The organism is Parabacteroides sp. merdae-related_45_40, from assembly GCF_001915675.1.
On record NZ_MNQY01000112.1, the window covers coordinates 64,317 to 85,729 of the forward strand.

Here is a 21,413-nt window from a genome sequence, read left to right on the forward strand (position 1 = left end):
TGACGTCTTTCTCCGCTTTTGGGGAGAAACTTTTGTATCTTATTGCCTCATTGAATTTTTTCCTCGCTTTGTTTACCCAGTCGGTAGCTTTGTTGTTTTACGAACGGAGGGTAAGTTATGTTCGATTAAAATCCGTCTTTTGGCAAGAGCGATACTCTTGCTATGTGCTTTGTCGTATGCTGAATTAGACATGATTATGCCCTGTCTTCAAGGGCATAGAGGAGAGTTGTGTCAATTTATTTTATACGAAAAACAAGCGTATCATGAACTCTATATATCGAAATTTTATTATCACGTTGAAGGCAAATAAAATGGCGGCAACACTAAATATATGCGGCCTCGTTATCGCCTTTACTTTATTTGATAGCGTAGCTATCCGTACGGAATCCGAACGAACTTTTGATAAAATACACTCGAAAGCCGAGGCTATTTATCGATTGGATTGTGTGACAAGTAAAAGTCAATGGCCTACGCAAATCCTGCCTTTCGCCCAAGCATTTGCCTCGTCTTCTCCACATATATTGGAAAGTACGATCATAAATCCTTACATAGGGGAAGTTTATTTTACGATCGGGAGGGACGAGATTCTCAAAGGTTATAAGGAACCGGTGATAACCTGTACTCCGGGGATCGTTTCTATATTTGACTTCCAATTGGTGGAAGGTTCACTAGATTGCTTAGATGATCCGGAGAAATGCCTTTTGCCGGAAAGTATGGTCCGGAAGATATTTGGCGAGTCATCGGCTATTGGTAAGGAGTTGCTTGCGGAAGAAGAGATTTGGAGCAAGGAACGAAAATCACTAGTCGTAGGAGGAGTTTATAAAGATTTCCCGGAAAATACACAATTGAATAATGCCATTTATACTTCTTTATCGTCGACTTATTGTATGGATGATTGGGATAACTGGATTTTCCTTTGTTATGTCCTTTTAGATGATCCGTCACAAAAAGATCTCATTTGCTCCCAGTTTAACCAAGCATTTCCCTTCAAGCAATACGAGAGGCTCCAAGAGGTACAGACCCGTTTGGTGAATTTATGCGATATTTATTATATGAATGATATGAATAGTGTTACTTACATAAAATCAGGGAATAAAAGACAAACGGATTTGTTGTTTAGCGCTTCGTTTCTAGTGGTATTGATAGCAGTGATTAATTTTATAAACTTTACAATGGCATTGGTTCCGGCAAGAATAAAAAGTATTAACATCCGCAAAATTCTAGGGGACTCGGTATGGCGGTTGCGTGGATTTCTTTGGTTAGAGTCTTTTCTTTTTGCGCTATTGTCTTATGCTATATCCTTTTTGCTGTTATTGGTTTATGAAGGTTGCATTGGAGGAGGGTTTCATATGAAGGGAATAGTTTTTTTTGGTGGATTATTTATGACTTTGTGTGCGGGACTATTGGCCGGTGCATATCCGGCTATTTATGCAACTTCTATTCCTCAGCGAATCGTGCTGAACGGTTCTTTTGGTTTGTCTCCAAAGGGAAAAAGAATGCGGGAATGTCTGGTTGGTTTTCAGTATACGGTTTCAATTATATTGATCGTCCTGTCACTGTTTATTTATAAGCAGATAGAGACAATGCGGAGTCATTCCTTTGGTTTCGGGAATGATAATGTAGTTGTCGTAGAATTGAATAAGGAGATAACCGAGAAATATAAAGAGAATTTTACCAACTGTTTGCGTGGTTATGCGGGAATTGAGGATGTGGCTTTCGCCGCTAGTAAGATAGGAGCGACCAATGAGAATCGTGGCGGGGCCGCAGAGTTTAATGGAGAGACTATTTATTTTTATTATTTGAATGTATCACCTAATTTTTTATCCCTTATGGATATTACCGCGAACGAGGGACGTGTCTCAAGGATGGAAGATGGGAGGAATAAAGAGTTGCTTTTGGTTTTTGACCAAAAAGCGAAAAGGCAATTAAACCTTCATGTGGGTGACCGTATGAAAACCTTTTGGGGGAATGATGCCCGGGTATTAGGATTTACGGATGAGGTGGTGATCGCTTCCACACATAAAGCATCGGAGTCGCTAGCTACTTATCCTGTCGCTTTTGTGACGAATGAAGAATTATATATGCCTTACGCTTATATAAAGTTGATGCCGGGGGCTGATAAAGGGAATGTTTTACTTTATATTAGGAATATGCTCAACGAACTTTCCCCTTCATGTTTACCTGATTTTGAGTTTTGCGATACATTCTCCCGGCATCTGTATGAAAAAGAAATCCAGTTTGGCGACCGGGTTATTTTATCCAGTGTTTTATCTATCTGGATGGCATTGGCAGGTATTTTAAGTCTGGTATTGTTTGATGTCCACTATCAGCGGCGAGAAATTGGTATAAGGCGGGTGTATGGATCTTCCGTGAGTGAGATACTATATCGTTTGAATAAAGTCTATTTAAAGGTCTTGCTCATTAGTTTTGTTATCGCGATTCCAGTTTCCTATTATTTTATGGAGAGATGGGGCAGTAATTTTATGGAGAAAGTCCCTGTCAGTTATTTGATTTATTTTGTCGCATTGCTAGGGATCAGTATCCTGACGGTAGGAGTGGTCACGTTCCAAAGTTGGAGGGCGGCGAATGAGAATCCGGTGGATATGTTATAGACAACTTACATCGGCAACGAAGTTAACTTTATCGGCAAAGTAACTTAACATACTTTGCTGATGAAGCTAAGATACTTTGGAAGTACAGATAAGGTATTGGATTGTAACCGATTTTTCTAACTAATTTGAAATTTGTAAGGGAGGATTTATGCGAATAGTCCCTCCCTTACATTTTGTCTTGTTCAAATAGTTGGCTTTATTTGTCCTAGAACTTATTTCTTCAAGGCCTCCAAAACTTGAGGCATCATAGTACAGATATAATGTTCTTCTTTCGCTGTAAAGAAATTGCCATCGACTACGGAATCCTCATCTGTTGCTTGTCCTTTGCTAATGGCAGGCTTAGCCAACGGATGTACCGCTAGCTTCTTTCCTTCCGTGATTCCGGTGAAGTCGAAGAGCATAGCGGCAGCGCAATGTCCAATCATAATTTTACCCTTTTCCCCGAAATTCTTAATCACATCCATTAGATCGATATTGTATTGTTTGCTAGCGTTCTGCTGGAAAACAGGAACCGCATCGCCACAAGCGAATACCATTGCGTCGTATTCATCTTCATGCCCTTTTAAATTAGCGATCACATCGTCTACTGTCAAAGCTATGCCAGAGTTCGTTTTGATCTCTTTTGAATTGGCTACCGCATATACTTTATAAGTAATGCCATTCTCGAAAAATGATTCCAAATATTGGAACAAACCAAATCCATTTACTGGATTTACCGCTAAAACTGCTACTTTCTTTGCCATAATCGTAAATTATTAAGTGATACAATAGTTATTTTTCGTAAGTTTATTACTTTTGTGGCGTAAAAGTAAGCCCCTTTTTTAGAGAAAACAAGAAGGCACTTATAAATAAGGAACTTACATGGATGTAACCATTGTTGAGATTCAAGTAAATAGAAAAGGTTAAAAAATGAAAAACTTTCATCCGACGGGGAATTGCCCCGTGAGAGACGTATTGAGCCGGCTAGGAGATAAATGGTCTATGCTAGTGCTTATCACTTTAAGTGCTAACGGTACCATGCGTTTTAGTGATATCCATAAAACCATCGCGGATGTATCGCAACGTATGCTGACCGTAACCTTGCGTACGCTGGAATCGGATGGTCTGATCGAACGAAAGGTCTATGCGGAAGTTCCTCCCCGAGTAGAATACTGCTTAACGGAAAGAGGATTAAGTCTTATTCCCCATATCCAAGGATTGGTGGATTGGGCGTTGCAGCAGATGAGTGGTATTATGGAAAGCCGGGTTTTACATACGTCATGACTTGCTTTGGCATTAATCTATCCGCTAATTTTTTTGCTTTATCTAATTCAACCTTGAATCTGACAAAAGCGTGTATACAGCTGTTCGGGAGACGTATTAGCATCTATTAGATTAAAAAGGGCGAGGTACATCTGATCCCCGTTTTGAAGGTTTGCGTAAAGGTGGAAATATCTTTTTTCAGCTTTTGTCAAGATATTGACAAGCACTAATAATATGTATGTGTTATTCATGGAACTTTTGATATTATCAAGTGTTTGATATATAGTGAATATGAGAAATTGTATGATGCAAATATATCGATTTGGGTTTATCTACGATGAAGATTAATTGATGATTTTTATATTTTGGATCTTTTTATATTTGCGACATCGGTGAATGAATTTAAATTAACATGAAATCTGGTGTACCAAGCGGAATATATGATATTTTTGTTAAACGAATGATTAATAAGAGAAAAGCATGAAAGACTTACGGAATCATAATATATTGGTTGTTGGAAGTAGCAATACCGATATGGTCATAAAGACGAATCATCTTCCTCGTCCGGGGGAGACCGTATTAGGAGGAACATTTTTTATGAACCCGGGTGGGAAAGGAGCGAATCAAGCGGTTGCTGTTGCTCGGTTAGGGGGACAGGTCTCGTTTATTTGTAAAACAGGCAGTGATATATTCGGGCATCAATCCCAGCGGCTATTTGAGGAAGAGGGGATTGATACTTCCTATATTTTCTCAGATCCGAAGAATCCTTCCGGTGTAGCGTTGATTACGGTAGATGCCCATGCTGAGAATTGTATTGTTGTGGCTTCTGGGGCAAATGCGAATTTACTGCCAACAGATTTAGCGAAGGCAGAGGAAGCTATAGAACAAGCCGAGTTGATATTAATGCAGTTAGAAATACCGATGGATACTGTTGAGTTTGTCGCAAAGACAGCTTGGAAGAAAAATAAGCGAGTAATACTAAATCCGGCTCCAGCTCAACCTTTGTCGGCTGCGTTACTCCGCCATCTGTATATGATTACCCCGAATGAGACAGAGGCGGAGATGATCACCGGCGTGAAGATCACGGATGAGGTTTCCGCGGAGAAGGCTGCGCAAGTTATAATGGAGATGGGAGTACAGAACGTAATCATTACTTTAGGTTCAAAAGGAGCTTTGATTTACTGTGATTCCATGGTAGATATGGTTCCTGCGATAAAAGTGGAAGCCGTTGATACTACTGCGGCCGGGGATATTTTCAACGGTGCTTTAACGGTTGCTTTGGCCGAGGGGCGGGATTTAAGGGAAGCCGTGAGATTCGCTTGCAAAGCTTCCGCCATTTCCGTGACTCGTGTGGGAGCGCAATCTTCCGCTCCTTATCGAAATGAGGTAGATATCTTTGATTAATCTAAAAAACAATCTAATATTATGAAACAAACAGTATTTGCGATGATAGCGGCTGCCTCTTTATTTATAGGGGCGATCTCATGTTCCCAACAACCCTCGGCAAAGGATCAAACGACGGTTCCCGCTGAGTTTACGATTAGTAAAGAAAAGTTGATGGATAAGATTAAGGGAGGTTGGGCCGGACAAACCATAGGCTGTACGTATGGCGGTCCGACGGAGTTCAAATATAACGGAACGATGATTCAGGAATACGTACCGATCGTATGGCCGGACGGGTATATCAAATGGTGGTACGAGAATGTTCCCGGATTATACGATGATGTTTATATGGACCTTACGTTCGTAGATGTCTTTGACCGGTTGGGATTGGATGCTCCTGTAGACTCATTCGCCATGGCGTTCGCTACGGCTGGATATACGTTGTGGCATGCTAACCAGTCGGCACGTTATAATATTTTACAAGGGATCATGCCGCCGGCATCCGGTCATTGGCTGAATAACCCGCATGCGGATGATCTTGATTATCAGATCGAGGCGGACTATGCCGGACTGATGTCGCCGGGTATGCCGAATACGGCTTCCGAGATTTCTGATAAGATCGGGCATATCATGAATTATGGAGATGGTTGGTACGGCGGTGTGTATGTCGGGGCGATGTATTCGTTATCGTTTATCTCGGATGATATCGAGTTTATCGTGACCGAGGCATTGAAGACGATACCGGAGCAAAGTATCTATTATAAATGTATGAGCGATGTGATCCGCTGGCATAAGGAATATCCGGACGATTGGAAACGCACTTGGTTTGAATGTGAGAAGAAATGGAGCTCGGATATTGGTTGTCCGGATGGTGTTTTTGTTCCGTTCAATATTGATGCCGTGATCAATAGCGCATACATTCTTATCGGCTTGCTTTATGGTGAGGGAGATTTCTATAAAACATTGGATATCTCTACCCGTTGCGGACAAGACTCGGATTGCAACCCAGCCTCCGCGGGTGGTATCTTAGGAACAATCCTTGGTTATAGCCATATACCGGATTATTGGATGAAGAACTTGAGAGAAGTGGAGAATATGGATTTTGCCTATACGACCATCTCATTGAATAAGACTTACCAAATGGGCTTCGATCAAGCGTTGCAAGTGATAGAGCGCAACGGCGGTTCCGTTTCAGGTGACGAGGTGACGATCAAATGCCAGCAACCTGTAGCCGTTCGTTACGAGAAGGCTTTCGAGGGTATGTATCCGATAGAGAAAGTGGCGGTTAATAAGAATTTGCCCGATGTAGGAGAACTGCCTTTTGAGGGAACAGGCGCCGTATTCAAAGGCTTTGTGAACGCTAAAGATGATAAATACGTAGCGAGAGTAGAGATGTACCTAGATGGGGAGCTGGTTGAGACGGCGAACCTTCCGGCATCCTATACGACTCGTAGGAACGACCTGTTCTGGAAGTATCAGCTGCCCAAGGGAAAACATACGGCTACGTTTAAATGGCTAAATCCACGTAATGATGTCTCCGTTCATTTCAGCGAGATACTGATTTACTCGGATGCTCCGAAAGAGATTGTTCACCAATAAATTATAAAGATTATGAAGAAATCATTGTTTCTGATGGGCTTATTTGCCTTGTTGATTTCCTGTAAGGGAAATGTGTCGAAAAATATTCCTCAAACCGATAAGCCTCAACCGGTAAATCTTATTCTAGATACTGATTTAGGTCCGGACTATGATGATGTGGGCGCTATGGCCTTGATGCATGCCTTGGCGGATAGCGGTCAGGTAAATATCCTTGCGACTCTTTCCTCCAACCATGATGAGCGGGTGGTACCTTGCATTGAGGTGTTGAATACTTATTTCAACCGTCCGGACATACCGGTAGGGGCACCAAAGAGCGAACCGGGGGCCTCCTTGACTACTTGGCATAAAACGAAGTGGACTGACGAGTTACCCGCTAACTATCCGCATCATACGGCGAAGACTTCCGACGCTCCGGATGCTCTGAAGGTGTACCGTAAGATTCTGAGCGAACAACCGGATACCAGCGTTGTTATTTGTACGATTGGTTTCTTCTCTAATTTAAGGGACTTGCTTCAATCGGGAGCTGATGAATATAGCGATCTCTCCGGAAAGGAATTAGTCGCCAAGAAAGTGAAACGTTTGGTTTCTATGGCGGGCCTGTTTCCGGAAGGAAAAGAATTTAATGTGTATTGCGATGTCCCTGCCTCTAAAGTCGTAGCGGATGAATGGCCTACAGAGATTGTCTTTAGCGGTTTTGAGATCGGGAACGTAATCTTGACCGGAAAGAAACTGGTGCAAATGAACGTGGAGAACAGTCCTGTAAAAGATGCGTATGCCCTTTGTTTCGCGGAGGGAGACCCGGAAGGGCGCATGAGCTGGGATCATACGGCGGTATTGGTCGCTATAAAAGGTTATGAGCCTTATTTCGATGTAGAGCGAGGTACCTTTCATGTCGTAGATGATGAGGGGACTAACAATTGGGTGGCAAATCCCAATGGCCGTGATCTTCGTTTGATCGAGAAGATGCCGCCTACGGAGGTCGCTTCCTTGATAGAGAATTATATGATGCATCAACCATCTATTAAATAGTATTTTATGTATATCGTACAAGATTATTCTTTAGCTGTCATATTCTGTGTCGTTACGATGCTTTGTTGGGGATCGTGGGGGAATACGCAGAAATTAGCCTCCAAGACTTGGAGATATGAGTTCTTCTATTGGGACTACGTGATTGGTGTCTTGCTCTTTTCTCTGATTTCCGGCTTTACCTTGGGCAGCATCGGGACGGAAGGACGCAGTTTCCTGCCGGATTTGGCGCAAGCGAATCTCGCTAGTTTAGGGAGTGCCTTTTTGGGCGGTATTATTTTTAATGCTGCCAATATCTTGTTGTCTGCGGCGATCGCCATTTGCGGATTGTCGGTCGCTTTTCCGGTAGGGATCGGATTGGCCTTGGTGCTAGGCGTATTGGTTAACTATTTTGGGGCGGCGAAGGGGGAACCGACTTATATCTTTATCGGTGTAGCCTTAATCACGATCGCCATCATCTTGAACGGCCTGGCTTATAAGAAAGCCTTGGTCGGTACCAAGAAAGTATCGGGGAAGGGGATCCTTATATCGGTTGTGGCCGGCGTGATCATGGCCTTTTTCTATCGTTTTGTCGCCGCTTCCATGGATATGGAGAATTTCGCTTCTCCGGCACCCGGGAAGTTGACGCCTTATACCGCCGTATTTGTTTTTGCCATAGGAGTATTTGTTAGTAATTTCTTATTTAACACATTGGCAATGAAACATCCGGTGGAAGGTAAGCCTGTCTCCATATCCGGTTATTTTAAGGGAGATATGAGTACGCATCTCGTGGGTGTATTGGGGGGTGTTATCTGGTGTATCGGTCAATCTTTCAGTATGATAGCGTCAGAGAAAGCGGGAGCGGCTATATCTTACGGATTGGGGCAAGGAGCCACGCTAGTCTCCGCTTTATGGGGCATCCTTATCTGGAAAGAGTTCAAGGGAGCGCCAGCCATTTCCAATCGTCTGAATGTCGGGATGTTTATTTTATTCGTGATCGGACTTGGGTTCTTAATTTATGCGGGAGCTTAAATAACGTTATTTTTATTTATTCCGGAAAAAACATTACCTTTGTTCTTGTTTCTTGTTTATGGGAGTTTAATAACGAAAAAAGACGATCTATGAAAGAAGAAGGTGATGTATTCAAAAAGTTCCGTGATTCCTTCAGCAGGATGGAGGGACATTTCCATATACTAGAACAGCGTGTGCCGGTTGAACTTCAGATGGAGTATTTCAAATACTCGGAAAACGTACGGAAGGAAAACCGGCCTCCCCGTCCCTTATCGGAGGATGAGTGCGAGACCCTGTACAACACTTTGTTGACGGAGGAAACCACGGACAAGACCGAGAAGAGATATTTGTTATCTCAATTGGCTACCTCGAAATCCGTCCGTGCGTACCGATTGTTGGAGGAATACACCCAGCATCCGGACCCGGAAGTGACAGATTGGGCCTACATGGCTTTGATGGAGTCTCGTATCTCTTTAGAGTCCGATTTCTCCGACGAGAAACAAATTTATATCTCGACCGGCTTGGGAGGAAAAGGGGAGAAGCTGCGTTTCTATGTCTTGATGACGTCTAAAGGCAAGAAACCTTTCCAAGAATATCAGCGGCAGACAATCGAGCGGGAGTTCGCTTATTATCTGCCGAAAACGGACTGCGAGATCGAGCGTTTGACGATCGGTGAGCAGTATGTGGAGCTGGTGTTCTTGATCCCGGTACGTACGGATATAAAAGCCACGTTGGACCGGGTGATCAATGAATGTAACCAATACGGCGATTTCCTCTCGAATGTTTTCACGATCACGAATGTCAAGGAATTGACACCCGAGGAGATTTCCGAGATTATAAGTAAGAATGGAGACGATTAAGCAAGCTATTAAGTATGGTGTAGTCGGGTTGAGCAATACCTTGATAACGATGATTGTTATCTGGGTGATGATGAAACTCTTCGGATGCCGGGAAGGTTTATCTAACTTAACGGGATATGTGGCAGGCATATTAAACAGTTTCATCTGGAACAAGCAATGGACTTTCAAGGGAAGTTCCACCGGATGGACGAAAGGGGCGGTTCGGTTCACGATCGCTTTCATTATTTGTTATGCCTTACAGTACGGATTGGTACTGATCTTGAATTCCCGACTTACGATCGATCATTACTACAACCACTTGATTGGAATGGCTTTCTATACGGTGATTAATTTTTTAGTAAATAAGTTTTATACCTTTAAAGCTTAAAAGGCATGAAGAAGTTAGCGGTTATAGTCCCGTGTTATAACGAGGAAGCCGTGATCGAGGAATCGTATCGGCGTACGAAAGAGGTCTTGGTAAAGTTGCCGAACCCTACGGAGATTATCTATATAAATGATGGCAGTCAGGATAAGACACGTTCTTTGTTGGACCATATAGCCGCTACCGATCCTCTTGTGAAGGTGATTCACTTCTCCCGGAATTTCGGTCATCAACCGGCGGTAACGGCGGGTATCAATAACTGTGACGCTGATTTGGCGATTATCATCGACGCCGATATGCAGGATCCGCCGGAATTGATTCCGGATCTGCTGGAAGTGCAGGAGAGAGAGGATGCCAACGTGGTTTATTGCGTCCGTAAGTCACGGGAAGGGGAGAGTCTTTTCAAGCTGTTCACCTCCAAGGCTTTTTACCGGGTGATGAATTATATGAGCGAGGTCCATTTCCCGCTGGATACAGGAGATTTCCGTTTAGTGGACCGGAAGGTGATGAATGAGTTCGACCGTTTTAAGGAACGGGGAAAATATATCCGTGGCTTGATAAGCTGGGTGGGCTTCCACCAAGTGCCGTTTTATTATGAGCGTGAGGCGCGTATCGCCGGCGAGACGAAATATCCGATTAGTAAGATGCTGAAATTCGCGTCGACGGCAATGCTTTATTTCTCGAAGAAGCCGTTGCGTTTGGCGACGAGTCTCGGGTTTATATCCGTATTGGTCGGTATAATCTTGGCGGTTTGGTTCACGTTGGGCAAGATCTATGGTTTTAGTAACGCCGAGGTTGGCTGGACTTCTATCATGACTTCCATTATCTTCTTTGGAGGTGTGCAGCTATTGACGGTCGGCGTGTTAGGGCAATATGTCGGTATCCTCTTTGACGAGATCAAGGCCCGTCCCGAATACATTATTGACGAGAAGAAAAACTATTAAAAAACATCGGAGGCGAAATAAGCCGTTTTTCTATGATCTGAATTCTGTTCCATGATAAATGTCTTTTCATGATATACTTGTGAATGTAACATAAACAATTCGATATCCGGATAGTTTATACATAGAAGAGATTAATAAAACTTATGTGTCATGAAGTATAGAATAGAGAAAGATACCTTAGGTGAGGTGGAAGTGCCGGTGGACGTTTATTATGGGCCGCAAACACAACGGAGCGTGAATAATTTCAAGATCGCCACCGATATTAGCCGGATGCCCAAAGAGGTGATAGAGGCGTTCGCTTACTTGAAAAAAGGAGCGGCTTTGGCTAATAAAGACGCCGGCGTCTTGTCTCCGGAGAAATGCGAGTTGATCGGTAAGGTATGCGACGAGATCTTGGCGGGTAAATTAAATGACTCCTTTCCCTTGATCGTATGGCAAACGGGGAGCGGGACCCAGACGAATATGAATGTCAATGAGGTGATCGCCAACCGGGCACATGTGCTGAGCGGAGGAAAGCTAACGGATAAGGAGAAAGTGCTGCTTCCGAACGATGACGTGAATAAATCGCAATCCTCCAATGATACGTTTCCTTCCGCTATGCATATTGCCGCCTATAAGGTGACTGCGGAGGTGACGATCCCGGGATTGGAGAGTCTGTATCGTGCGTTGGCGCTAAAAAGTGAGGAGTTCATGAAGATCGTGAAGATCGGGAGGACTCATTTTATGGATGCCACTCCATTGACATTGGGGCAAGAGTTCAGTGGCTATGCGGCTCAATTGGAATATGGTATACGGAAAGTAAAGGATTCCCTGTCGCATATCTCCGAGTTGGCTTTAGGAGGTACGGCGGTTGGGACTGGTATTAACGTCCCAGTCAATTATGACGAGTGTGTCGCTAAGAAGATATCAGAGTTGACTGGGCTTCCTTTTGTAACCGCTCCGAATAAATTCGAGGCCCTGGCTACCCATGATGCTTTGGTTGAGGCGCATGGAGCCTTGAAATCCGTAGCGGTCAGCTTAATGAAGATCGCGAACGATATACGAATGTTGGGCTCAGGTCCTCGTGCCGGTATCGGTGAGATCCATTTGCCGGAGAACGAGCCGGGTTCCTCCATCATGCCGGGAAAGGTGAATCCTACGCAATGCGAGTCATTGACGATGCTCGCCGCTCAAGTAATGGGTAACGACGTGACAATCTCGATAGCCGGCTCCAACGGGCAGTTCGAGTTGAACGTATTTAAGCCGGTGATTATCTCGAACTTCTTGCAAAGCGCCCGCTTGATTGGTGACGGTTGCCTGAATTTCAGTGAACGTTGCGTAAAAGGCATTACCCCGGTGAACGAAAACATCAAACGCCATCTGGATAGCTCCTTAATGCTGGTTACCGCCTTGAATCCGAAAATAGGATATTACAAGGCCGCCGCTATCGCCCAGAAAGCCTATCAAGAAAATAAGACTTTGCGGGAGGCGGCTATCGAGTCCGGTTATGTGACCGCCGAGGAGTTTGATCGTTGGGTAGACCCGTCCAAGATGGTAGGAGAGATTGAGTAGTGTCAAAACTGCTACATCTTCTCCCAAAAATGAAACAAAGAGTTAAGATGATAATGGATATTTTTGTACCGTTATCATTTTAATTCTTTGTATTATGAAGAGCACACGATGTATTTTGTCTATAATCTTAGGGTTGCTGGCCGGATGGCTACCTCTGGGTGCGGTTACCGTATTGAAGAACCTACAGGTTGAGTATCAAACCAATCCACTGGGAATTGATGTCAGTCAGCCACGTTTTAACTGGCAGATGGAGTCCGATCGCTATGGGGCCTGTGGGCAGGCTTATCGGTTATGGGTGGCCGATAGTCCGGAGCAATTGGCTGCCGGGCGTTATATCTATGATTCGGGAAAGGTTCTTTCCGGGGAATCGGTCGGCGTAGTTTATCAAGGAAAAGCATTGCAACCTTCCACTCGCTATTATTGGAAAGTTTCCGTATGGGATGAATCGGGAACGGAAATTACCTCCACCGAGCCTGCGTGGTTCGAGACCGGTCTTCTGGGTTCCGGATGGAGTGGCGCCCGTTGGATCGGCTCGTCGGAGACACAACTCTCCAAATATCGCTCGCATTATGTGATCGACTATGATGTGCGGGTTGCCGAGGGTAATGATAAAGCCGTATTTGTCTTTGGGTCGAGGGACGCTGATAATTATGTGTCTGCTGAACTGGACTTGAATGGTTCGGGGGACGCCCGTTTCATTTTACGTCATACCACAGATGGAAAAACGAGGCAAGATGCGGCGGAAAGTCTGGCCTCTATCATCCCAGCCTCGGATAAGCATAAGGTGCATCATATCCGGTTGAAGGTGACGACGGCCCAATATGCCTTGAAATATTTCGTGGATATAGAGATCGATGGAAAGACCTTGGTGAATTCCTCTTTGACTCCCGAGAAGAAAGAACGGAAGAGCCGTGGTGATTTCTGGGGAGGCAAGGAAGGGGCTTTCACCGTGTATCCTTATCCGGATGGAGAGTTGGTTTATCATTGCCGCTTGTACGCGATCGGTTTCCTGCAACCTAAAGGGCAGACCGCTACATTCTCCAACTTGCGTATCAGCGAGGATACGTGGAATACGCTTCTGTACAATCCTGCCGAGACTTATGTGGAGAAAGGGGAGGGAAAGCTCAATGTCTGGTATCCGGGCGAGAACGTATCCGCTCCCATGCTCCGGAAAGCGATAAAGATAGAGAAACCGGTCAAGAGCGCCCGTTTATATGCTACCGCTAGGGGTGTCTACGAGTTCTCGGTGAACGGGCGGAAGGTTGGAAAGGATTATCTGAATCCGGGTTGGACGGATTACCGTTACCGTATCATGTATAATACGTATGATATAACGGATTTGCTACGACCAGGCGATAATGGTATTGGGGCGATGTTGGGCGCCGGATGGTGGAGCGAGCATAGCGGTTTCCTTACCGGTTGGCAGGATCAATACGGAACCCGCCAGTCCTTATTGGGAAAGATCGTGATCGAGTATGCCGACGGTACTCGTGAGACGATCGTTACGAATGATAGCTGGAAATGTTATGACCGGGGACCGATCACTTTTAACGGCCTTCAGAATGGAGAGGAATACGATGCCCGGAAAGAGGTGAACGGCTGGGATGCTCCGGGTTTTGATGACTCGTCATGGAAACCGGCGACCTTATTCGCCGCTCCTCCGGTAAATGTGGAGATCCAAGGATATGTAGGCAGCCCGATACAAAATAATGTGACCCTGACCGCTCAGTCCGTGGTTGAGCCTATCCCCGGCGTCTATGTCTATGATATGGGGCAGAATATGGTCGGTGTTCCTCGTCTGACTTTCAAGGGAAAGGCCGGACAGGAAATCACGATCCGTTTCGGGGAGATGAATTATCCGGAAACGATCCCTACCGAACCTGTCGCCCCGTATACGATCGCGATGTATAAGGAGAAGAAAGGGCAAGTCTATACGGATAATTACCGGAGCGCCCTTTCCACAGATCGTTATATCTTGAAAGGGGATGCGGCGGGTGAGACGTATGAGCCTCGCTTTACGTTCCATGGTTTCCGTTACGTGGAGATTCACGGGTTGGACAAGCCGTTACCCTTGGAAGCGGTGAAAGGGATCGTGCTGGAATCTATCGGTGCGCGGACGAGCGGTTATGAGACGTCGGACGAGCGTGTCAACCGTTTGTTTAATAATATCATCTGGGGCCAACGGGGTAATTTCTTGTCGGTTCCGACTGATTGCCCGCAACGGGATGAGCGTATGGGCTGGACAGGGGATGCGCAGGTATTTGCCCGTACGGCTACTTATAATATGAATGTCGATCCGTTTTACACCCGTTGGCTCTACTCGGTCCGGGATAATCAAGGAGATGACGGTAGTTACGCGAACTATATACCCGTAGTCGGTTTCCCGCCTCACGGCGCGGAGGATGGCGGAGGTGCCATGGGATGGATGGAAGCCGGCGTGATCGTACCGTGGCAAATGTATCAACAATACGGAGACGTGCGTATTCTGGAACAGCATTACGCTTCCATGGTCGCTTATATGGATTATTTGGAGCGTCGTGCCGTACGCTATGTACAGCCCTTCGGTGGTTTCGGCGATTGGCTGGCTATCGAGCCGACGAATTCCATGTTGACGAACACCGCTTACTCCGCCTACGACGCTTTGATTATGGAGCAGGTAGCGAAACGTTTAGGGAAGGATGCGGACCAAAGGCGTTTCCGTACTTTCTACGAGAACGTGAAGAGGTCTTTTAACGACCTGTTCGTAAACGAGGAAGGACGCACGTTCGCCCCGACGGTGGAATCTATCTTTGGTAAGGACTCGCAAGTAGGTATGTGGCCCGGAACGGCGGCTACCGAGGCGAAAATCGTAGATACGCAGACCTCATACGTGGTTCCTCTCCAGTTCGATCTGTTCAATGAGAAAAACAAACCCTTGGCGATCCGGCATCTGGTAGAGAATATCAAGAAACATAATTATACGCTTACGACCGGTTTTATCGGTACGCCTTACCTGAATTTGGTATTATCCGACAATGGTTATGACGATGTCGCCTATAAGCTGTTTGAGCAAACCGCCTATCCTTCATGGCTATACCCTGTCCTGCAAGGCGCTACCACGATTTGGGAACGTTGGAATTCCTACACGTTGGTAAATGGCTTCGGTCCTGTGGATATGAACTCTTTCAACCATTATTCGTATGGCGCTATCGAGGAGTGGATGATAGCTTATACCTTGGGTATCCAGCGGGATGAGGAACAACCCGCCTATAAGCACATCATCCTTCAACCCCGTATCGGCGGGACCTTCTCGTTTATCCGGGGGCATTACGATTCCGCCTATGGCCGTATCGAGAGTGGATGGCAAATCCAAAAGAAGGGCTATATATACGAGGCAACCATCCCCGCTAATACGACGGCTATTTTATATCTGCCCGCTAAATCGGAGAAGTCCGCTCGTATGGAGAAAGGGCAGGAGGGTATCACGCTCGTGGGGTTGAAGGATGGGAAGGCTGTGTACCGATTGAGATCGGGGAGCTACCGGATATACGTGGATTGAATATTTCCCAAATATCCCGCCCGCGTCGGGTGCGCGGTCGAATCTTGGAGAAATGCGGGACCTCGCGCCGGGTGCGCGGTCGAATCTTGGAAAAATACGGGGCTCGCGTCGGGTGTGCGGTCGAATCTTGGAGAAATATTGGACCTCGCGCCGGGTGCGTGGTCGAATCTTGGAGAAATACGGGGCTTACATCGGGTGCGCGGTCGAATCTTGGAGAAATGCGACGCTTCTCACCCGGTGTAAGGTCAGATTTTGTAAAAACGATAGTGCCCGGCCTTATTAAAATCTGTACATTCGCGCAAAAATAAATAAGAACATTGTTCATGATTGTTTAATTCTAATTAGATCAAGCGAGAATGTCAATACGAAAATCGGATCGCATTATCAGCGTGGAGCACGTATCGAAGTATTTCGGCGAGAAGGCCGTGCTGAATGATGTAAATTTACAGGTCCGCAAGGGCGAGTTTGTAACCATTTTGGGGCCTTCCGGTTGCGGAAAGACTACCCTGTTGCGTTTGATAGCCGGCTTCCAGACGGCCTCCGAGGGCGTTATCACGATGTCCGGGAAGGAGATTACGCAGACGCCGCCGCATAAACGTCCCGTAAATACGGTATTCCAGAAATATGCTTTATTTCCACATCTGAATGTGTACAATAATATCGCCTTTGGCCTGAAGCTGAAGAAACTTCCTTCCGCCACGATCGAGAAGAAAGTGAAACAGGCGTTGAAAATGGTAGGGTTGACAGACTATGAGGATCGGGATGTCGATTCCCTTTCCGGTGGCCAGCAGCAACGGGTGGCGATCGCTCGCGCTATCGTGAATGAGCCGGAGGTGTTATTGCTGGATGAGCCGTTGGCGGCCTTGGACTTGAAGATGCGCAAGGATATGCAAATGGAATTGAAAGAGATGCATAAGTCCTTAGGCATTACGTTCGTGTACGTGACCCACGACCAAGAGGAAGCGCTGACGCTGAGCGACACGATCGTTGTCATGAGCGAGGGAAAGATCCAGCAAATCGGTACCCCGATCGATATTTATAACGAGCCGGTCAATTCGTTCGTCGCTGATTTCATCGGTGAGAGTAACATCTTGAACGGGACGATGATCAAGGATAGGCAAGTCTCTTTCGCCGGTCATGAGTTCGAGTGCGTGGATGAGGGATTCGGGGAGCAAATGCCGGTAGATGTCGTGTTGCGCCCCGAGGATATTTACATCTTCGAGCCGTCGGAGGCGGCGATGTTGACGGGTACGGTAACCTCCTCCATCTTTAAGGGTGTGCATTATGAGATGATGGTGCAAACCCCGAACGGATACGAGTTCATGGTACAGGATTACCACTGTTTCGAGGCAGGTAGCGAGGTCGGGCTTCTTATCAAGCCTTTCGATATCCATGTAATGAAGAAAGAGCGTATTTGCAATACCTTCGAGGGAAAGCTTATCGACGCTACGCATGTGGAATTCCTAGGCTGTACGTTCGAATGTAAGGAAGTAACCGATATAGAGCCAAATACGCCTGTGAAAGTCGAGATCGATTTTAAAGATGTGATCTTGGAGGATAACGAGGAAGACGGTCGCTTGACCGGAGAAGTAAAATTTATCCTCTACAAAGGCAACCATTATCATCTGACCGTGTTTACAGATTGGGACGAGGACATCTTTGTCGATACCAACGATGTATGGGATGATGGAGATCATGTCGGCATAACGATCGCCCCGGATAAAATTCGAATTATTCATGCTTAAAAAGGGAAGGAAGTGATCAATACGTTTTCTGCATTTTTTATGAGACGAAGGAACTGGACCATTCCTTATGTCCTGTTTTTGGCCATCTTTGTCGTGATACCGCTCCTCTTGATCGTGTATTACGCCTTTACGAATGACGAAGGGATGTTTACCTTCGCCAATTTCCGTAAGTTTATGATCCATCCCGAGGCGATAAACACCTTCGTGTATTCAGTCGGGATCGCTTTGATAACGACCATTCTTTGTCTGCTGCTGGGATATCCGGCCGCTTGGATATTGAGCCAAGCCCGATTTAATACTTCCCGTACGATGGTCGTTTTGTTTATCCTTCCGATGTGGGTCAATATCTTGATCCGTACGTTGGCTACCGTGGCTTTGTTCGATTTCTTGAATTTCCCGCTGGGAGAGGGGGCCTTGATCTTTGGCATGGTGTACAACTTCCTGCCCTTTATGATCTACCCGATTTATAATACGCTCCAGAAAATGGATCACAGCTTGATAGAGGCGGCGCAAGACTTGGGGGCGAATCCGTCGCAGGTATTTATCAAGGCCGTATTCCCACTATCGATGCCGGGAGTGATGAGCGGTATCATGATGGTGTTTATGCCGACCATCTCTACGTTTGCCATCGCCGAATTGTTGACGATGAACAATATCAAGCTCTTCGGTACGACCATACAGGAGAATATCAATAACGGTATGTGGAACTACGGGGCGGCGCTTTCTCTTATCATGTTGTTATTAATCGGAATCACGGGATTGTTCAGCAATGAGAGCAGTGATTCGGCGAATGAGGGAGGGCTTATCTGATGGTGAAATATTTAGCTAAGGGATATCTATGGGCTTTGTTATTATTGCTCTACTCGCCGATCTTGATTATCATGATCTTCTCATTTACGGAGGCGAAAGTACTGGGTAACTGGACCGGGTTCTCCACGAAATTATATAGCTCTCTTTTTGCCGGCAACGTACAACATTCGTTGGTCAGCGCACTTTGGAATACGTTCGCTATCGCCATGATAGCCGCTACGGTATCTACCTTGTTGGGGAGCGTAGCCGCTATCGGGATCTTTAATTTGAAGGCAAGGGCCCGCAATGCCGTGAGTTTTGTCAATAACATCCCGATGTTGAATCCGGATATCATTACCGGTATTTCCTTGTTCCTGTTGTTTGTCAGCTTAGGGATCTCTCAAGGTTTGACGACGGTCGTGCTGGCGCATATCACGTTCTGTACGCCGTATGTGGTATTAAGCGTCATGCCCCGCTTGAAACAAATGAACCAGAATATCTACGAGGCGGCGTTGGATTTGGGGGCGACTCCGTTTCAGGCCTTGCGGAAGGTGATCTTCCCGGAAATCCGTCCGGGTATGATCAGTGGCTTTATCCTTGCCTTCACGCTATCTATCGACGATTTCGCCGTGACCATATTTACGATTGGTAATGAGGGCTTGGAAACCCTTTCCACCTTTATCTACGCGGATGCCCGGAAAGGAGGTTTGACCCCGGAACTGCGTCCCCTCTCAACGATTATATTCGTAACCGTGTTAGTATTGTTGATTGTTATAAATAAACGTGCTGAGAAAGCGAAGCGAGCGTAAATGAAAATGAAGAAATTTATATCGATTCTGTCTGTTTTGGCCCTGCTTATGGGGCTGTTCACTTCTTGCGGGCGCTCGGACGAGGAGAGAAGCAAGATCTTGAAGATTTATAACTGGGGAGATTATATCGACGAGGACGTCCTGACGGATTTCCCGAAATGGTATAAGGAACAGACGGGTGAGGAAGTCCGGATTATCTATCAGGTCTTTGATATCAACGAGATCATGTTGACCAAGATCGAGCGGGGACATGAGGATTTCGACTTGATTTGCCCTTCGGAGTATATCCTTGAGCGCATGCTGCGGAAAAATCTCTTGCTACCGATCGACCGTAATTTCGGGAAGACACCGGATTATATCGACAATGTCTCTCCCTATATCCAAGAGGAACTGAATAAGTTAAGTCAGCCGGGCCGTAAGACTACCGACTACGTGGTTCCTTATATGTGGGGAACCGCCGGCCTGTTGTATAATAAAGCCGATGTCTCGAGGGACGAGGTAATGTCGTGGAAATGCCTTTGGGACCCTCGTTTCAGGAATAAGATCTTGATGAAGGATAGTTATCGTGACGCTTATGGAACCGCTATCATATACGCCCATGCGAGGGAATTGGCGAATGGTACGATCACGGTGGAGCAATTGATGAACGATAGCTCCCCGGAAATGATCGCTATCGCCGAGGAATACTTAAAGAAAATGAAACCGAATATCGCCGGTTGGGAGGCCGATTTCGGTAAGGAGATGATGACGAAAGGAAAGGCGTGGCTGAATTTCACTTGGAGCGGCGACGCGGTCTGGGCCATGGAAGAGGCGAGTGCCGTAGGCGTAGATCTGGGGTATGAGGTTCCTTTGGAGGGTAGTAATATCTGGTACGATGGTTGGGCGATCCCTAAATACGCTCGCAACGTGAAGGCGGCCAGTTATTTTATGGACTATCTATGCCGTCCGGACATCGTCTGCCGTAATATGGAAGTGACCGGATATGTCAGCACCGTGGCCACCCCGGAAATATTGGCGGAAAAGATCGATACGACGCAGACCGAGTTCTCGGACGTAAGTTATTTCTTCGGACCGGGAGCGGAGCGTGTCCAGATAGACCCGGCTCAATATCCGGACCGGAAGGTCGTGGAACGTTGTGCCATGATCCGTGATTTCGGGAACGAGACGGAGGTGGTTCTGGAAATGTGGAGCCGGGTAAAAGGTGACAATCTTAACTCTTGGATTGTTATATTGATATTCGCTGTTTTCGGCTTGTTGTTTGTCTGGGTCGTTTACAAGCGGATCAATCGTTATCAACAGAAAAGACGACATCGTAGACGTCGTAGCTGGTATAAAAAGAAATGATATGGAAGGCATAAAGAACTTGATTATAGACTTGGGCGGTGTGCTTATTAACTTGACTCGCAACCGTTGTATCGAGGCTTTCGAGAATCTGGGCGTGGAGAATATCCGGGAACAGATCACGAATAACTATCAACATAAGGACTTGTTTGAGCGATTAGAGTTGGGAACGATTTCGGTGGAACAGTTTCGCGATGATATTCGTGCCTTATCGGGAAAGCCCCTGACGGACGAACAAATCGACACGGCATGGATCGCCATGTTGGGAGACGTCCCGGAAAATAAGTTGCGTCTGCTATTGGAGCTTCGTGAACGCTATAATACGATGCTTCTGAGCAATACGAACGAGCTTCATTGGAAATGGTCCGAAGATACCTATTTCTCTTATCAAGGTCTTTGTGCCCAAGATTTCTTCCATAAGATTTACCTCTCTTACGAATTGCATATGCTGAAGCCGAACGCGGATATTTTTGAGTACGTACTGAAGGACTCGAATCTTTTAGCCGAGGAGACTATGCTGATTGATGACGCTTCCGTGAATTGCCGGGCGGCTGAATTATTGGGAATGAAGTCCTATATGCCGCAGCAAAGGGAGGATTGGTCGCATCTATTCAAATGAAGGC

Annotated in this window: 17 protein-coding genes; 16 read left to right on the plus strand and 1 reads right to left on the minus strand. The window is 46.0% G+C overall.

Features of this window, described 5'->3' with window-relative positions; all coding sequences use genetic code 11:
- Positions 1-263: 263 nt before the first annotated feature.
- Positions 264-2,612, plus strand: a complete 2,349-nt coding sequence (locus tag BHV83_RS13225) for an ABC transporter permease (RefSeq protein ID WP_122115088.1) — start codon at positions 264-266, stop codon at positions 2,610-2,612.
- A 212-nt stretch (positions 2,613-2,824) separates the two neighbouring features.
- On the opposite strand, the gene BHV83_RS13230 is transcribed toward BHV83_RS13225, so the two are convergent.
- Positions 2,825-3,355 carry a DJ-1/PfpI family protein gene (locus BHV83_RS13230; RefSeq protein WP_022191891.1) on the minus strand — a complete coding sequence of 177 codons (531 nt, stop codon included), beginning with the start codon at positions 3,353-3,355 and terminating at the stop codon, positions 2,825-2,827.
- Between the two features lie 166 nt (positions 3,356-3,521).
- Here BHV83_RS13230 and BHV83_RS13235 point away from each other — a divergent pair, with 166 nt between their 5' ends.
- From BHV83_RS13235 to BHV83_RS13305, 15 genes are all read left to right on the plus strand, one after another.
- Entirely contained in the window at positions 3,522-3,875 is a 354-nt protein-coding gene (locus BHV83_RS13235; RefSeq protein ID WP_005858079.1) for a winged helix-turn-helix transcriptional regulator, read from the plus strand.
- Between the two features lie 459 nt (positions 3,876-4,334).
- A complete protein-coding gene (gene rbsK, locus BHV83_RS13240) occupies positions 4,335-5,258 on the plus strand; it encodes a ribokinase (RefSeq protein WP_122115086.1) in 924 nt (307 codons plus the stop codon).
- 21 nt (positions 5,259-5,279) lie between these two features.
- Entirely contained in the window at positions 5,280-6,836 is a 1,557-nt protein-coding gene (locus BHV83_RS13245) for an ADP-ribosylglycohydrolase family protein (protein ID WP_005866369.1), read from the plus strand.
- Positions 6,837-6,848: 12 nt separating this feature from the next.
- Complete coding sequence (locus tag BHV83_RS13250) at positions 6,849-7,865, plus strand: nucleoside hydrolase (protein ID WP_005866371.1); 1,017 nt, start codon at positions 6,849-6,851, stop codon at positions 7,863-7,865.
- 6 nt (positions 7,866-7,871) lie between these two features.
- Entirely contained in the window at positions 7,872-8,873 is a 1,002-nt protein-coding gene (locus BHV83_RS13255) for a GRP family sugar transporter (RefSeq protein WP_005866373.1), read from the plus strand.
- Positions 8,874-8,962: 89 nt separating this feature from the next.
- Positions 8,963-9,712, plus strand: coding sequence for a hypothetical protein (locus BHV83_RS13260; RefSeq protein ID WP_005866375.1), 750 nt, complete (start codon positions 8,963-8,965; stop codon positions 9,710-9,712).
- Positions 9,699-10,079, plus strand: a complete 381-nt coding sequence (locus BHV83_RS13265) for a GtrA family protein (RefSeq protein WP_005858065.1) — start codon at positions 9,699-9,701, stop codon at positions 10,077-10,079. The genes BHV83_RS13260 and BHV83_RS13265 overlap by 14 nt, the downstream gene beginning before the upstream one ends.
- A gap of 5 nt (positions 10,080-10,084) precedes the next feature.
- Entirely contained in the window at positions 10,085-11,017 is a 933-nt protein-coding gene (locus BHV83_RS13270) for a glycosyltransferase family 2 protein (RefSeq protein WP_008779615.1), read from the plus strand.
- Positions 11,018-11,167: 150 nt separating this feature from the next.
- Positions 11,168-12,568 carry a class II fumarate hydratase gene (fumC, locus tag BHV83_RS13275; protein WP_286757610.1) on the plus strand — a complete coding sequence of 467 codons (1,401 nt, stop codon included), beginning with the start codon at positions 11,168-11,170 and terminating at the stop codon, positions 12,566-12,568.
- 94 nt (positions 12,569-12,662) lie between these two features.
- The gene (locus BHV83_RS13280; RefSeq protein ID WP_286757611.1) at positions 12,663-16,106 is read left to right on the plus strand and encodes an alpha-L-rhamnosidase; all 3,444 of its coding nucleotides are present in this window, start codon (positions 12,663-12,665) and stop codon (positions 16,104-16,106) included.
- Positions 16,107-16,462: 356 nt separating this feature from the next.
- Positions 16,463-17,851, plus strand: a complete 1,389-nt coding sequence (locus BHV83_RS13285) for a polyamine ABC transporter ATP-binding protein (protein WP_005858057.1) — start codon at positions 16,463-16,465, stop codon at positions 17,849-17,851.
- A gap of 12 nt (positions 17,852-17,863) precedes the next feature.
- A complete protein-coding gene (locus BHV83_RS13290; RefSeq protein ID WP_005858055.1) occupies positions 17,864-18,661 on the plus strand; it encodes an ABC transporter permease in 798 nt (265 codons plus the stop codon).
- On the plus strand, positions 18,661-19,449 hold the full coding sequence (locus tag BHV83_RS13295; RefSeq protein ID WP_005858053.1) for an ABC transporter permease: 789 nt from the start codon (positions 18,661-18,663) through the stop codon (positions 19,447-19,449). The genes BHV83_RS13290 and BHV83_RS13295 overlap by 1 nt, the downstream gene beginning before the upstream one ends.
- Positions 19,450-19,455: 6 nt before the next feature.
- Entirely contained in the window at positions 19,456-20,793 is a 1,338-nt protein-coding gene (locus BHV83_RS13300) for an ABC transporter substrate-binding protein (protein ID WP_122380352.1), read from the plus strand.
- Between the two features lies 1 nt (position 20,794).
- Complete coding sequence (locus BHV83_RS13305; protein ID WP_005858049.1) at positions 20,795-21,409, plus strand: HAD family hydrolase; 615 nt, start codon at positions 20,795-20,797, stop codon at positions 21,407-21,409.
- Positions 21,410-21,413: the final 4 nt, after the last annotated feature.

What these genes read in the sequence shown, in the direction of transcription:
- BHV83_RS13225 (WP_122115088.1), top strand. Translation starts at nt 264, where the DNA reads ATGAACTCTATATATCGAAATTTTATTATCACGTTGAAGGCAAATAAA.
- BHV83_RS13230 (WP_022191891.1), bottom strand. Translation starts at nt 3,355, where the DNA reads ATGGCAAAGAAAGTAGCAGTTTTAGCGGTAAATCCAGTAAATGGATTT.
- BHV83_RS13235 (WP_005858079.1), top strand. Translation starts at nt 3,522, where the DNA reads ATGAAAAACTTTCATCCGACGGGGAATTGCCCCGTGAGAGACGTATTG.
- rbsK (WP_122115086.1), top strand. Translation starts at nt 4,335, where the DNA reads ATGAAAGACTTACGGAATCATAATATATTGGTTGTTGGAAGTAGCAAT.
- BHV83_RS13245 (WP_005866369.1), top strand. Translation starts at nt 5,280, where the DNA reads ATGAAACAAACAGTATTTGCGATGATAGCGGCTGCCTCTTTATTTATA.
- BHV83_RS13250 (WP_005866371.1), top strand. Translation starts at nt 6,849, where the DNA reads ATGAAGAAATCATTGTTTCTGATGGGCTTATTTGCCTTGTTGATTTCC.
- BHV83_RS13255 (WP_005866373.1), top strand. Translation starts at nt 7,872, where the DNA reads ATGTATATCGTACAAGATTATTCTTTAGCTGTCATATTCTGTGTCGTT.
- BHV83_RS13260 (WP_005866375.1), top strand. Translation starts at nt 8,963, where the DNA reads ATGAAAGAAGAAGGTGATGTATTCAAAAAGTTCCGTGATTCCTTCAGC.
- BHV83_RS13265 (WP_005858065.1), top strand. Translation starts at nt 9,699, where the DNA reads ATGGAGACGATTAAGCAAGCTATTAAGTATGGTGTAGTCGGGTTGAGC.
- BHV83_RS13270 (WP_008779615.1), top strand. Translation starts at nt 10,085, where the DNA reads ATGAAGAAGTTAGCGGTTATAGTCCCGTGTTATAACGAGGAAGCCGTG.
- fumC (WP_286757610.1), top strand. Translation starts at nt 11,168, where the DNA reads ATGAAGTATAGAATAGAGAAAGATACCTTAGGTGAGGTGGAAGTGCCG.
- BHV83_RS13280 (WP_286757611.1), top strand. Translation starts at nt 12,663, where the DNA reads ATGAAGAGCACACGATGTATTTTGTCTATAATCTTAGGGTTGCTGGCC.
- BHV83_RS13285 (WP_005858057.1), top strand. Translation starts at nt 16,463, where the DNA reads ATGTCAATACGAAAATCGGATCGCATTATCAGCGTGGAGCACGTATCG.
- BHV83_RS13295 (WP_005858053.1), top strand. Translation starts at nt 18,661, where the DNA reads ATGGTGAAATATTTAGCTAAGGGATATCTATGGGCTTTGTTATTATTG.
- BHV83_RS13300 (WP_122380352.1), top strand. Translation starts at nt 19,456, where the DNA reads ATGAAGAAATTTATATCGATTCTGTCTGTTTTGGCCCTGCTTATGGGG.
- BHV83_RS13305 (WP_005858049.1), top strand. Translation starts at nt 20,795, where the DNA reads ATGGAAGGCATAAAGAACTTGATTATAGACTTGGGCGGTGTGCTTATT.